This window comes from Bacillus cereus group sp. N21 (assembly GCF_016483395.1).
Taxonomy (GTDB): Bacteria; Bacillota; Bacilli; order Bacillales; family Bacillaceae_G; genus Bacillus_A; species Bacillus_A pseudomycoides.
Map to the genome: position 1 here is coordinate 71,048 of NZ_JAEHBX010000001.1, position 14,811 is coordinate 85,858.

Below are 14,811 nucleotides of genomic sequence, written 5' to 3' on the forward strand. Positions count from 1 at the left end.
AGGCAACTTTATTGATAAAGAAAATAAATGGTTTGAAAATTCGAACCATTTATTTTTTGGGGAAATGAGAAAGGTGGGAATCATATGTTAAACTCTTTAACGTCATTTAGGTTTATTGCTGCGCTAATGGTTTTCTTATTTCATATGGGTGTGTTTAGCCAATATCAATTAGGTTCAGCGGGCGTTCAATTCTTTTTTGTTTTATCTGGCTTTATTTTAGCTTATAACTATCATTCTAAATTTACAGAGCTAAATAAACACAGTATCAAAAAATTCTATAAAGCAAGATTTTCTAAAGTATATCCAGTTCATGTATTAACCTTTCTTCTTTCTGCACCATTAGTTATTTTATACTTTCACCCTAATAGTTTATATTTTATAAAACTTGCTTTTATGTCAATCATTAATTTGCTATTGATACAAAGCTTCGTACCTAGTCAGGGTACTTATTTCAATTTTAACGGCGTTTCGTGGACATTATCGGTTGAAGCTTTCTTTTATGTTATGTTTCCGTTTCTGCTATGGGTATTTATGAAACTTAAAGTTAAAAAGAACATCATTACATCCATATTGGTATTCTTGGTAGTATGGATAATTTTATTTCTATTGAATAAAAACTTGGATGAAGATAATCCATTTTTTATTTGGATATTACATATTTTTCCGGTTACTAGATTGTTCGAATTTTCAACGGGTATACTTTTGGGATTGATTTATATTGAAAAATCCGATAAAGCAAACTTTAACAAAAACATATTTACTGTTTTAGAACTACTATGTTTACTTTTATCCATTGCTTTATTATCGTATTCGATAAAATTAGATGTAGGAATTGTTCGTGGTGTTTATTTTGTTCCACTATGGTGCTTGTTAATTTTCATCTTTTCATTTCAATGCGGTATATTTTCAAAATTATTATCACAAAGGCTATTTGTTTACTTAGGTGAAATTAGTTTCTCATTTTATATGATTCACCAAATAGTGATACGATACTTGGATTTCTTGAAGTTAGAAAATACATATAGTTTTGTGGTTTGTTTAATAGTTTCTTTATTGTTAAGTGCAGTAATTTATCAATTTTATGAAGAGCCGTTACGTAAGAAAATTCGTTTTGGTTTTCAAAAAAAACATCAAAAGATACAAGTGCCTTTACCAAAAGAATTCCTTAAATAAGAGATTTTTATAAAAGATTATTGTTAAATGTAGTCCTAGAAAACAAACATTTTCTTCTTCATAGCTCGAAAAAATTAATATCTAAAGATAACAAGTAGAATAAAGTGTAATAGATTTAGTACGTAAACGAGAGGGAGTATAAATGGATTTTCTTTTTGTAATATTAAAAGATATATTTTCATTTGTAGAAGTTAAGTCTTGAAATAGGCAAATAATTAACTGAAATGATTACTGTGAATAGATGGAAAGAAAAAGTTAGGATAAAAATGAGGGGATTAAATGAGAATAACAGTATTCACTCCAACATACAACAGGAGTTATATCATAGAGAAATTATATAGATCGTTACAAGAACAAACATATACGGATTTTGAATGGCTAGTTATTGATGATGGGTCAAGTGATAATACAGAGGAATTATTCAAGATGTGGAAACTAGAAAAAAACCCATTTCCCATACGGTATTATAAAGTCAAAAACGGAGGGAAACATAGAGCGATTAACAGGGCTGTCGATTTGGCTGAAGGTGAAATGTTCTTTATAGTAGATTCTGATGACAATCTTACAGAAGATGCTTTAGAAAGTATAGTAAGTTGGGAAAATAGCCTAGAAGATAAAAAGCTATTTTGTGGTGTTTCGGGTAATAAAGGGGGGAGTATTGAGGACCTCGTAGGGACAACATTTGAAGGTAAATATATTGATGCAACTTCACTTGAACGGAATACATATAATATAACGGGAGATAAGGCTGAGGTTTTTTATACCGATATATTAAGGAAATACAAGTTTCGTGAGTTTGAAGGGGAAAAATTTATGACAGAGGCTACAGTATGGAATAAAATGGCTTATGAAGGTTATAAAATAAGATGGTTTAATAAAACAATATATATATGTAATTATTTAGAGGATGGTTTAACTCAAAATATGAAGGAGATATTCGCCGGAAGTCCTAAAGGTACAGCATATTATATGAAGCAGCAAATTGAATTTTATAAGTGTAGTCCAAAGGGTAGATTATCCTATTATAATTTATATTACGATTTTGTTAAGTCTAATTTAAATGTAAAGAAGGCTGCAGAATACTTAGGTATTCAACCGGTTACTTTAATGGCGGCTATCTTTTTAGCTAAATGTAAAAAAATTATATCAAGAAGGTCTTAAAATGAGGATAAAAAACTCCATAATTAATATATCTGCTGGGATCGGAAACCAAATCATTGTTACATCTTTAAGCTTCATTTCACGAACTGTATTTATCAATAGTCTAGGTATTGAATATCTAGGTATAAATGGATTCCTTACTAATATATTATCCATGCTTTCTTTAGCTGAGGCAGGGATAGGTGCTAGTATAATGTATAGTCTTTATAAGCCGGTTGCAGAGAACGATCAAGAAAAGATTAACGTACTTATGAGATTGTATCGGAAAGCATATATGGTAATCGCCTTAATTGTCTTGTTACTTGGATTGTCCTTGATGCCATTTCTTGGTTATTTCATTAAAGATTCGAATGTCGAAAATATCCATTGGATTTATCTTATTTTTCTATTCAATACAGTTGTACCTTATTTGTACATGCATAAGAATTCATTCTTAAGTGTTTCGCAAAAGGGTTATATTGTAACAGGAATATATTCTATATCTTCAATTGCATCTGCTTGTCTCAAGATTGGAATACTTCATTTTACAAAAAATTATATTTTATACTTAGTTATTGATAGTGTGATAACAGTCGCTACTAGCATTGTTTTGGCAATTATAGTCAACAGGATGTATCCATTTTTAAAAGAGAAAGTTTCGGGTGTATTAGATGCTGAAACTAAAGAGAAAATTGTTAAGAATGTGAAAGCAATTGTACTACAAAACATAGGGAATTATTTAGTATTGGGTACTGATAACATTATTATATCTTCGTTTATCAGTGTGGCGGCAGTCGGATTATATTCTAATTATAATATGTTAATAGATATTTGTAGAAACTTTACTTATCAAATCTTTAATAATACATATCATAGTGTAGGAAATTTAGTAGCAGAGGAAAGTGTAGAGAAGGTTTATAGTGTGTATAAAGTCTATATGCTTTTAAATTTTTGGTTATACTCATTCTTCTCTATACTTTTATGCATTACAATAGAACCTTTTATCACTTTATGGATTGGAACCGAGTATCTTATGAGCAAAAGTGTGTTGCTTGTATTAATAATTATTTTTTATGAAAGGGGCATGAGGAATTCCATAACGACTGTAAAAACTACAGCGGGTGTTTTTCATGAGGATAGATATGCGCCTTTGGTTCAAGCTGCTGTTAATTTAGTAATTTCTATTGTATTAGTTAAGTATATGGGAATAATAGGTGTCTTTATTGGTACACTTGTAAGTGTGCTTGTTGTTCCTTTCTGGATTACTCCTTATTTAGTATACAAAAATGTATTTAATAGGTCTGTAATGGATTATTTCTTGAAATACTCCTACTACGCAGCGATAGGTATAGGAACGTATTTTATTACAAGTTTTTTGAGCAATTTCACGTTATCAAACCATTTCTTGGAGTTATTGTTAAAGGGAATGATTTGTATCATAGTTCCTAATGTGATTTATATATTGATTTTTCATAAAACAACAGAGTTTAAATATTTATTTGGGATTATTAGAGGGATTTCACAAAAGTTATTAAAAAAATTCAATTTAAACAAGAAAATTTCTTATTAATTTTAACTAAGATATTGTTAAATTCTATTACCATACGTTTTGGGGAAAGCCCTGTGAACTATAGACTATGGAATGAAGCCCTTCTTAGTTCATACTGATTGATTAGGGAGAAGATGGTGACTACGGCCAAATATGTATTCAATGATGTATCTATTGATGCAAGTACAAATGCTAGATTAATAGATGATACTATCATTAACTGAATGTAGAAATAATAAACCGCTATCTTTGTATAAAAATATAGCGGTTTTATTATGGGCTTAGGCGTCCGGTACTTTAGGAAACGAAGGATTGTATCTATAGCATACTGAGTGAAGATATACACTGCAAATGACTTTCATGTTATGTATATGAAACTGAGGGTAGGATTAAATTGGAGAGAATTACTAAAAAGTAATTAGAAGATTGGAATCCTGTTCTGTGGGGAACTCTCCAAAAAATTTTCGATTGGAGTATAATTATTTATGAAAAGATTTTTTGATTTATTCGTTTCTTTATCATTATTGGTGTTACTGTTAGTTCCTATTAGTATAGTAGCCGTATTAGTTAGATGTAAGTTAGGTTCCCCCATCATATTTAAGCAGCAACGCCCGGGATTACATGGCGCGTCTTTTTCTCTTTATAAGTTTAGATCTATGACTGATGAGAAAGATAGCAACGGCAATCTGTTGCCTGATGATGTAAGGTTTACTAAGTTTGGGGGATTTCTTAGAAAGTGTAGTTTGGATGAGTTGCCACAGTTATTCAATGTTATAAAAGGCGATTTAAGTTTAGTAGGTCCCAGACCACTATTAATGGAATATTTGGAGTTATATACAGAAGAACAATCTAGGCGGCATATGGTAAGACCAGGAATTACAGGATGGGCTCAAGTGAATGGAAGAAATGCAATTTCATGGGAAGAGAAATTTGATTTTGATGTGTGGTATGTCGATAATAGGACTTTTTGGCTTGATATGAAAATTTTGTTGTTAACGGCAAAGAAAGTATTTAAGTCAGAAGGAATCAATCAGGTTGGGCATGTAACTGTGGAAAAATTTAATGGTACAAAGAATTCTTGAGGAGGTAAGATGGATGCGAATAATTATGATTGGGGCAGGTGGTCATAGTAAAGTAATCCGAGATATTATCCTATCGTATGGAAATTATGAAATCATTGCGCAATTAGATGATGTGTATAAAGAGTTAAAAGTTGAGGATGGCGTTTATTTTGGACCTATTTCTGCAGCTGTAAAGTTAATGGATGAGCAGGTAGATACAAAGTTCGTGATAGCTATAGGAAATAACAGAACAAGAAAGATAGTTATGGAGCAGTTAGAGATTCCCAGTCATCGCTATGCGACGCTTATACATAAACAATCTATTGTTAGTTTAAGTGCAAAGATTGGAGCTGGTACGGTTGTGATGCCTGGTGCAATTATTAATGCAGATGTTGAAATTGGGAATCACGTTATTGTCAATTCAGGCGCTATTATTGAACATGATAATAAGGTAAAAGATTTTGCACATATTTCCCCAAATGCAGTGCTTACAGGATCCGTTACTGTAGGAACAGGAGTACATATAGGAGCAGGAGTTAATGTAATTCCAAATATTACAATTGGCGATTGGTCCGTTATCGGTGCCGGAGCAACAGTGATCTGTGACATTGTAGCGAATTGTAAAGCAGTTGGCATTCCAGCTAGAGTAATAAAAAAAGAATTATAGGAGAGTGTTTAAAGTGGTATATTCACAGGAAAAAACAAGAATCTATCTCTCCGCTCCACATATGAGCGGTAATGAACAAAAATATATAGGGGAAGCATTTGATATGAATTGGATTGCTCCACTTGGTCCAAATGTAGATGCGTTTGAAAGTGAACTTTCATCCCATGTTGGAGTTCTTGATGCGGCTGCAGTTAGTTCAGGAACCTCTGCTATCCATTTGGCACTTCGCTTACTGGATGTAAGAGATGGAGATACGGTATTTTGTTCGAGTCTTACTTTTATAGCGAGCGCAAATCCAATTCTATATTTAGGGGCTAAACCAGTATTTATTGATTCTGAGCTTGAAACATGGAATATGTCGCCACAAGCTTTAGAACGTGCATTACGTGATGCAAATGAGAAAGGAATACTTCCGAAAGCAGTCATTGTTGTAAATTTATATGGACAAAGCGCTAAAATGGATGAAATTCTTTCGTTATGTGATACATATAATGTTCCAGTAGTAGAGGATGCAGCGGAATCACTTGGTTCTTCCTACAAAGGTAAAGCGAGTGGGACATTCGGAAAATTCGGTGTTTATTCGTTCAACGGCAATAAAATCATTACAACTTCAGGTGGAGGTATGCTTGTTTCGAATGATGTCGAAGCATTGAGAAAAGCAAGATTTTTAGCTACTCAAGCAAGAGATCCGGCTCCACACTACCAACATAGTGAGGTTGGATATAATTATCGTATGAGTAATATTTTAGCGGGTGTAGGTAGAGCGCAGCTGCAAGTCTTACGGGATAGAGTACAGGCAAGGAGAAAAATATTTGATAGATACTATCAAGAATTATCTCATATTCCAGGGGTACAGTTTATGCCTGAGTTAGAGGATACTTATTCAAACCGATGGCTTACAGTTCTTACTGTAGATGAAGAAAAAATAGGAGTATCGATTCAGACATTACTGAAACAACTGGAAAATGAAAACATTGAGGCGCGTCCTGTTTGGAAACCTCTTCATATGCAACCGCTATTTGAGGGAATAACTTATTATTCTCATAGTGAACGTGAAGATATTGCTAGAAAACTATTTGAAACCGGTCTATGTCTTCCATCTGGATCAGGTATGACAGAACAAGATCAGGCAAGAGTTATTACATGTATTAAGAATATATTGACGGTAAGTGCTGGCATGTAAAGATAAAAAATAGAAAGAGCTTCAATTAAGAAAGGCGTTAATGAACTAGGAGGATTTAATATCTTATTCAGTGCCGTTTTTGTGAAATTTCATTTTACGGAAAAAAATTTTTTTTGAATGAAAGTCACGGCAATCCCTATAAAGAGTGAAATAGTAAGCGTACATAATCTTGTGGTAAATGCGAATTATATTCTTTGCTAGCATTATTAGTGGTGAACGCATATTATATCATCCCCTTTGTGAAAATGGTATAAATATAAAAAGGTTATTCTCCTGTTTCGATTAAAGAAGCAGAAGAATAAAGTAATAGAGAACATAAAATATAAAAATCAGCTTTAATTAATAGGTTAATAATAAATTATATAAAATATCATAGCACAGAAATTTTTAAAATATAAAAAGATGAAAATTTTGCTGTGTATTTGTAAGATATAACGTTTATCCTGCTATTTGTGAACATTAAGAGCACTACCTTAAGATTTTAGGGGAACTAAGAAGATAGATGGAATGTTCGTAAAAGCTCGATTGGTGAGGTTAATAGTCGGTAGGGATGTAAAGTCTCCTACCGATTAAAGTTTTACTGTATTATTTGTTCTGACAGTTACTAAAAAAGATACATAAATATTCACTTTTTTGAGTATATAGATGCTTGACAATACAATAGTGAAATGGTAATCTGATTTTATATTCTTTATAAAGAATATAAACGTTTTATTGATATATTAAATTCAAGGATTTTTATTCATATAAAATTCAGATGGTAATATTTTGATTCGGATTAAGAAGATCATACCTTTGTTCTTTTTTTGAGAAAATTAAAATGCAAGGGTTTACATTAGGATAGGTAGCCTGAAAGCTTGAATACTTCAACTGAAAAAAGATTTAAGGCTATAAAATTGGGTTTTAAAATCTGTTATGCGTAAACGAGGTAGTTTGAGGAAAGGGTTTTCTGGTATATTAATAACATTTTTTTGATATATCTGGTAATTTGCTTATCCATCGGGTTTTCCCTTAATTGTCTCGTAGTGGGAGGAAAAAAATGAGTGCAATAACCGGAATTTATCATTTAAATGGAGAACCGATACCGCCTGAACATAGGATTGGAATCATGAAGGATTTATCTCGTTATCCAGGTGACAATACCGATATATGGCACAAGGAAAATATTTTTTTGGGCTCCCATGCAAAATGGATAACATCTGAATCTATTAATGAACAATTACCTTACTATGATTATGAAACACAGTTGGTTATAACTGCTGATGCTATTATTGATAATCGCAATGAATTATTCGATAGATTGCAAGTAGAAAAGGTACATAGAAGAGAGATGCCTGATAGTAAGTTGATTTTACTCGCTTATCAAAAGTGGGGAGAGCATGTACCAAAGTATCTAATTGGTGATTTTGCTTTTATGATTTGGGATGAGAGAAAGCAATTACTCTTTGGTGCACGTGATTTTTCAGGAAGTCGGACTTTTTACTTTTACCGCAATCAAAATCAATTTGCTTTTTGTACTAGCATACAACCGCTGTTTTCTTTACCGTACGTCGGGAAGGAATTGAATGAGCAATGGTTAGCTGAATATTTAGCAATACCTAATATGCTTGATACAATAGATGCATTTTCAACAGTGCATAAAAATATAGAGCAAGTCCCCCCTTCTCATACTATCTCCGTAGTTAAGGGAAGAGTTAGTATTGCGAAATACGACACGTTATTTGTAGAGGAGCAGTTGCAACTCAAATCAAATGAAGATTATGAAGAGGCGTTCAGGGACGTATTTGAAAGCGCAGTAACATCAAGGTTACGTACTCATCGTAATGTTGGTTCTCATTTAAGTGGGGGATTAGATTCAGGTGCTGTTGCTAGCTTTGCTGCGAGAGCTCTGCAAAAAGAGAACAAAAAATTATATACATTCAGCTCAGTACCTGCAGAAGGATTTACTGATTGGACTCGTGGTCATACGATTGCTGATGAAAAGCCATTTATTCAAACTACAGTACAACATGTAGGGAATATTAAAGGGAATTATTTGAATTTCCCGGGAGAAAATTCTTTCTCAGAAATTGATGATTGGCTTGAGATTATGGAGATGCCATATAAATTTTTCGAAAATTCCGTCTGGGTGAAAGGAATTTATGAAAAAGCCCAACAACAAGGGATTGGGGTGCTCTTAAATGGAGCGAGAGGAAATTTCACAATCTCTTGGGGGCCAGCTTTAGATTATTATGCTATTTTACTTAAAAAATTCAGCTGGTTACAGCTTTATCGTGAAATTGATTTGTATGGTAAGAACGTTGGGGTCAAAAAATCGAGAATACTGAAAGTTGTAGGGGAGAAAGCATTTCCATCGATAAAAAACATGTTTTCCTCGGAACAGCAATACGAATTGCCAACGTTAGTTAGTCCAGAACTTGCAAAACGTACTGATGTATTTAGAAAGCTTGAAGAACATGGTGTGAAAGTAACAGGGGCTTTTATCCCAAATATATATGAAATAAGGCAGAAACATTTTGAACAGCTAAACTTGTGGAATACAACGGGTACAAGTGGAACAAAGCTCTCTTTGCGCTATGGTTTACAAGGGCATGATCCAACGAATGACTTACGGGTAATTCGATTCTGTTTATCGTTACCACTCGAACAATTTGTTCAAAATGGCTTAAATCGTGCACTTGTCCGGAGGTCCACAAAAGGATTTCTTCCTGACAAAGTAAGATTAAATCAACGTGTGCGGGGAATACAGGCAGCTGATGTGGTTCATCGCATGATTCCTTCATGGAAAATGTTTATCGAGGAACTTCAGCAGCTTAGTAAAGACCCAGTGGCCTCTAACTTTTTTAATATAGAGATTATTAAGAGTGCGATTTTGAAAATTCAAGGAGAACCACGAGTAGAATACGTGTTTGATCCGGATTTTAGAATTTTAATGCGTAGTCTTATTGTCTATCGATTTATCAAAAAATATATTTGAAAGGGGGTGAAATTATGAAACAAGAATGGCAATCACCAGTATTAGAAGTGCTTGATATCAACATGACAATGGCTGGACCTGGAAAGAGACTTGTTGACCAAGTTTTTGAAGATGAGGATGAGCAAGGCGCACTTCACCACAGCTAATGCACTAATATTTAAATGAGATTTATATGCTTTACAGCCCTTATATAGTTTAATTACGGTATAAGGGTTTTTTTTAATCAATTTTTCAACTATTTGGAGTGAGAAAGATGATACATACTGTAAAGAAAGAGATTTACAAAGCCTTCGGATTAGCCCTATTAAGTGAGATTCCCCTGCCGGAATTACCTCAAGTAAGTAATTACGAAAATGAAGTAGACGTAAAAATAGAAACTGCAGATTTGTCCCAATTATGGGGAGAGTTATCTTCTCCGAAGTCAGTATTTGTAGTTGAAGAAGAATTAATTATGTTTCAAATCCCCGAAACTGCTACGTTTTGTATTCAAAATGGAGAAAAAATTATTGTTTCACCTATGAAAGGGTCTGATCAAGATAAGATTCGGCTTTATATTCTTGGGACTTGTATGGGGGCATTGTTGATGCAGAGAAAAATACTCCCTCTGCATGGAAGTGCAATAGCCATCAATGGAAAGGCGTATGCTTTTGTAGGAAGATCGGGAGCTGGAAAATCAACTCTTGCATCAGCCCTTTTAAGCAAAGGCTATCAGCTTTTAAGCGATGATGTAATTGCTGTGTCTCTTTCTGAGGATAATACTCCTTTTGTTACACCATCTTACCCGCAACAAAAGTTATGGAAAGAGAGTCTTGATCAGTTTGGAATGGAGACAGCGCATTATCAGCCATTATTTGAAAGGGAAACTAAATATGCTGTCCCCGTTACAGCTAACTTTTTCGAGGAGCCATTGCCATTGGCAGGTGTATTCGAATTAGTGAAAGTAGAAAATGGGGATGTTGAACTTCAGCAGATTGAAGGACTGGAGAGACTACGCACATTGCTGCGTCATACATATAGGAATTCATTAATCCCACGATTGGGGATGATGGAATGGCATTTTATGCATTCTACAAATATCGTAAACAAAATAGATATGTTTCAATTGAGACGTCCTATTTCAAAGTTTACGGCACATGATTTAGTATCCAAAATTCTAGAATCTTTAAAAGAGGAGGAAAAATAATGAGTAGTAAACAAAAAATTTCATTACACAGTTTTGTTGTACAAGGTCAGGAAAATGTAGTGAGCGATATGGATGGGGAGAAAGTGATGATGAGCATCCATAATGGGAAATACTATAACTTGGGAGGTATAGGTGGTGAAATTTGGAGTTTAATTAATGAATTAATATCTGTCAATCAAGTGATTGATATATTATTGTCTCGATATATGATTGAAGAGACAGAATGTAAGGAACAAGTACTCTCTTTCTTAAATCATTTGTATGCAGAAGGGTTAATCTCGGTTGATGAAAAACTTTGATTTTTAATTGAACGTTCCAGATTTGATAGATTAGGAGTAGGATCGATGAATATCATAAATAAAGCCAAAGCTTTCTTGTCGTTCGATATGGGAACAAAATTATTACTTATAGAAGCTTTCTTTTATTTAGGCTGGGCTCGTATTCTTAAAAGTATACCGTTTTCTAAAGCTGCTCCTATATTAGGAATTCATATGGCAGAAACGTCTTTAAGCCATGATGAATCGGACAAGGTTACATTAAGGAAAATTTCTCAAGCAGTGCATATGATGAGCCGTTATACATTTTGGGAAAGCCAGTGTCTCGTTAAAGCTATCGCTGCAATGAAAATGTTGGAGAAGCGTCAAATTGAAAGTACCCTGTACTTAGGGACCGCGAAAGATGAGACAGGAAATATGATTGCCCATGCGTGGTTACGTAGCGGGCCCTTTTATATTACTGGCGTAGAAGAAATGAAGAGATTTACTGTTGTTGGTAAATTTGCAAAAAGGATAGGGTAAAAAAATCTTGAAGGAGAATGAGATGTATACCGGTTGTAATCTTGATTTGAGTCATTTACCTAAAGAACTAAAATTGTTACTTGAAATTATAAAGAAGGAAGATAAAGAGATACAAGAAATCCCGGGAGACTGGTTCATAAATATTGATTGGAACAAATTTTTGAAACTGGCGCTGCATCATCGTATGTACGCGTTCATTTATCCAAAAATGAAATCTATTGATAAACAGTTAGTTCCATCAAATGTTGTGCAAGTATTAAGTACATATTTTAAAAGGAATACATTCCATATGCTTCATTTAAGTGGAGAAATGGGAAAGGTAAGTAAATTATTTGCTGAAAACCAACTTCGACTTCTATTTTTGAAGGGCCCTATTCTTGGCGTAGATCTATATGGAGATGTTTCCCTTCGAACATCAGGGGATTTGGATGCCCTTGTTCCTATAGATGATCTTGGAAAAGTGAACGAATTACTTGTAAAGAATGGTTATGTCAAAGAGGATGATTTTCCGACGGTTATGAATGAATGGAAGTGGAGACGCCACCATACAACTTACATGCATCCGATAAGTAAGGTGAAATTGGAGATTCATTGGCGACTACACCCAGGACCGGGAAAGGAACCACGCTTTGATGAGTTATGGGAGCGAAAGAGGACGAGTCCTGTCACAAATTATCCTGTCTATTTTTTAGGTAGAGAGGATTTGTTTATGTTTCTTGTGACTCATGGGGCAAGGCATGGTTGGTCCAGGCTTCGATGGTTAACAGACATTGACCGTATGGTAAGGCAAGAAATAGATTGGAAAGAACTCACTGTTATGTTGGAAAGATATGGATGTAAGCAACTGGTAGGTCAGGCGCTTATTTTATCTTCTGAGCTTTTAGATACTCTTATAATAGAAGAAGAGGCAAAAGTATTAATGTCAGGGAGAAGGGTAACGCAATTAGCGCAGCTTGCTATATATTACTTGGAAAATATGATTAACTTGCATACAGATCCCGTCCCAGAAGAAGTTTCAAAATATCATGAGCGATATTTATATTTGTTAAAGACAAGCTCTCAAAAGCTACTGTTTCATCTTAGTTGGTTGTATCCTTATCCTCAGGATGTGGAAACTTTACCACTGCCAAAACAACTGCATGTTTTATATTTCCCTTTGCGGCCGGTTTTATGGATTTGGAGGGGAATGAGGTACCGTAAGGAGAAGTGAAAATGAGAAATATTTTATATTTTACAAAGCAGTTATACTCTTTTACTGGAAACATTCTCATTGTTAATCTCTTGGGAATGGTATTGGTCAGTCTTGTAGAAGGGATCGGTATTTTACTATTAATCCCAATGATAAGTATTAGTGGTATTGCGAAGATGAATGAACAGGCAAGCCCTCTTTCAGGGGTTCTTGGATTCCTAGGTGAGTTTCCAACTACTGTAGGATTACCACTTGTATTAGGAATATATATTATATTGGTCGTGGGACAAGCGCTTTTGCAAAGGAATATAACAGTTCGTAATGCGAAAATCCAGATACGTTTTATTAATCATTTGAGATTGGAAACTTATCGTGGATTGTTGCAGGCCAACTGGAGTTTTTTTGTGAAAAAGAGAAAATCAGATCTTATCAATTCTTTGACAACGGAATTAGGGCGTGTTAGCGCAGGCACTAATTTATTTTTACAGTTGCTCACTTCTTTAATGTTTACATTTATACAGATTGGTTTCGCTTTTTGGTTAGCGGCAGATATAACAATTTTTGTACTATGTTGCGCTGTGGTACTTGCCTTTCTTTCACGAAGATTTATTAAAAAATCAAAAAGATTAGGTGGTCGAACCTCAGAGAATTCAAAAGCGTATCTTGCAGGTATAACTGATCATTTTAATGGAATTAAGGATATTAAGAGCAATACACTAGAACGATCTCGTTATATGTGGTTACGTAATTGGGTGGGAGATGTGGAACGTGAACAGTTTGCATATATTAAGGTGAGAAATAATTCTCAACTCTTTTATAAAATTGCATCAGCTGTTTTCATTGCTATTCTTATCTTTCTATCTGTTAAGTTGTTTCAGACGAAAACGGAGCAATTATTATTAATTATTCTTATATTTTCTCGTTTGTGGCCAAGATTTGCAGGTATACAATCAAACATGGAACAAATTGCAGCGAATCTTCCCGCTTTTAAAGATTTGCTGCAATTACAGGAAGAGTGTAAGAAAAGTATAGAATTGCAGGATATAGAGCAGGATTATGATTGTATAAATCCTATGCAGATAGAACAATCTATTGAGTGTCAGAATATCTCTTTCCGCTACAATAAAGAAAATGCTGTATACTCACTTAAAGATATTAATTTGCGTATTCCTGCAAATTGTATGACAGCTATCTCAGGGCGTTCCGGTGCTGGAAAGAGTACATTAATTGATATCATAATGGGACTTATGCAGCCAGAGAGCGGTCAGCTATTAATAGATAACAAACCGTTGATAAGTAAGGACCTATTATCATTGAGAAAATCTATTAGCTATGTTCCTCAAGATCCATTTCTATTCAATGCCAGTATAAGAGACAATTTGAGAATGGTTGAACCAAATGCAAGTGAGGAACAGCTTTGGGAAGCTTTGGGATTTTCTGCTTCCGCTGAGTTTGTTAGTAGGCTCTCACAAGGATTGGATACAATGATTGGCGATAGGGGAGTCAAACTTTCAGGGGGAGAACGACAACGTCTTGTTCTGGCTAGAGCGATACTTCGAAAGCCTTCTATTTTAGTATTAGATGAGGCAACAAGTGCGTTGGATGCTGAAAATGAAGCGAAAATACAAGAAGCATTGGAAAGATTGAAAGGAAGCATGACAATTATTGTCATTGCACATAGACTATCTACTATACGTAAAGCTGACCAAGTAATTGTAATGGATCAAGGACAAATTATTCAACATGGTAGTTTCACACAACTGGCGAAAGATGAAAGTGGTTTGTTTAGTAGCCTACTTGGACAACAGGCCAAAGTAAACATTTAAATATGGCTTGTTATAATTGTTTTTTATAAATTTAAGGAATACACTGCCTTTATTTCTTTCGGGCCG

13 protein-coding genes are annotated in these 14,811 nt (G+C 34.2%); all 13 read left to right on the plus strand.

What is annotated here, in order from left to right; translation table 11 throughout:
- Window positions 1-84 precede the first annotated feature (84 nt).
- The 13 genes from JDS96_RS00355 to JDS96_RS00415 all read left to right on the plus strand — a co-directional run bounded on the left by JDS96_RS00355 (window position 85) and on the right by JDS96_RS00415 (window position 14,745).
- Window positions 85-1,173, plus strand: coding sequence for an acyltransferase family protein (locus tag JDS96_RS00355; protein ID WP_199665707.1), 1,089 nt, complete (start codon window positions 85-87; stop codon window positions 1,171-1,173).
- A 279-nt stretch (window positions 1,174-1,452) separates the two neighbouring features.
- Window positions 1,453-2,334, plus strand: a complete 882-nt coding sequence (locus JDS96_RS00360) for a glycosyltransferase family 2 protein (RefSeq protein WP_003202156.1) — start codon at window positions 1,453-1,455, stop codon at window positions 2,332-2,334.
- A 1-nt stretch (window position 2,335) separates the two neighbouring features.
- The gene (locus JDS96_RS00365) at window positions 2,336-3,883 is read left to right on the plus strand and encodes a lipopolysaccharide biosynthesis protein (protein WP_018764968.1); all 1,548 of its coding nucleotides are present in this window, start codon (window positions 2,336-2,338) and stop codon (window positions 3,881-3,883) included.
- Window positions 3,884-4,347: 464 nt separating this feature from the next.
- Window positions 4,348-4,944 carry a sugar transferase gene (locus JDS96_RS00370; RefSeq protein WP_003202160.1) on the plus strand — a complete coding sequence of 199 codons (597 nt, stop codon included), beginning with the start codon at window positions 4,348-4,350 and terminating at the stop codon, window positions 4,942-4,944.
- 13 nt (window positions 4,945-4,957) lie between these two features.
- Window positions 4,958-5,590, plus strand: a complete 633-nt coding sequence (locus JDS96_RS00375) for an acetyltransferase (protein WP_199665708.1) — start codon at window positions 4,958-4,960, stop codon at window positions 5,588-5,590.
- A gap of 13 nt (window positions 5,591-5,603) precedes the next feature.
- Window positions 5,604-6,773, plus strand: coding sequence for a DegT/DnrJ/EryC1/StrS family aminotransferase (locus tag JDS96_RS00380; protein ID WP_307838163.1), 1,170 nt, complete (start codon window positions 5,604-5,606; stop codon window positions 6,771-6,773).
- 1,039 nt (window positions 6,774-7,812) lie between these two features.
- Window positions 7,813-9,750, plus strand: a complete 1,938-nt coding sequence (locus JDS96_RS00385) for a lasso peptide isopeptide bond-forming cyclase (protein WP_199665709.1) — start codon at window positions 7,813-7,815, stop codon at window positions 9,748-9,750.
- A gap of 14 nt (window positions 9,751-9,764) precedes the next feature.
- Complete coding sequence (locus tag JDS96_RS00390) at window positions 9,765-9,896, plus strand: paeninodin family lasso peptide (protein WP_000808480.1); 132 nt, start codon at window positions 9,765-9,767, stop codon at window positions 9,894-9,896.
- A gap of 107 nt (window positions 9,897-10,003) precedes the next feature.
- Entirely contained in the window at window positions 10,004-10,933 is a 930-nt protein-coding gene (locus tag JDS96_RS00395; protein WP_003202169.1) for a hypothetical protein, read from the plus strand.
- Window positions 10,933-11,232, plus strand: coding sequence for a lasso peptide biosynthesis PqqD family chaperone (locus JDS96_RS00400; RefSeq protein WP_199665710.1), 300 nt, complete (start codon window positions 10,933-10,935; stop codon window positions 11,230-11,232). Before JDS96_RS00395 ends, JDS96_RS00400 begins: the two co-directional genes overlap by 1 nt.
- 45 nt (window positions 11,233-11,277) lie before the next feature.
- Window positions 11,278-11,730, plus strand: a complete 453-nt coding sequence (locus tag JDS96_RS00405; protein ID WP_199665711.1) for a lasso peptide biosynthesis B2 protein — start codon at window positions 11,278-11,280, stop codon at window positions 11,728-11,730.
- Window positions 11,731-11,752: 22 nt separating this feature from the next.
- Window positions 11,753-12,940: a nucleotidyltransferase domain-containing protein gene (locus JDS96_RS00410; RefSeq protein WP_199665712.1), complete on the plus strand. Its 1,188-nt coding sequence runs from the start codon at window positions 11,753-11,755 to the stop codon at window positions 12,938-12,940.
- A 2-nt stretch (window positions 12,941-12,942) separates the two neighbouring features.
- Window positions 12,943-14,745 carry an ABC transporter ATP-binding protein gene (locus tag JDS96_RS00415; RefSeq protein WP_199665713.1) on the plus strand — a complete coding sequence of 601 codons (1,803 nt, stop codon included), beginning with the start codon at window positions 12,943-12,945 and terminating at the stop codon, window positions 14,743-14,745.
- The last annotated feature ends 66 nt before the right edge of the window (window positions 14,746-14,811 follow it).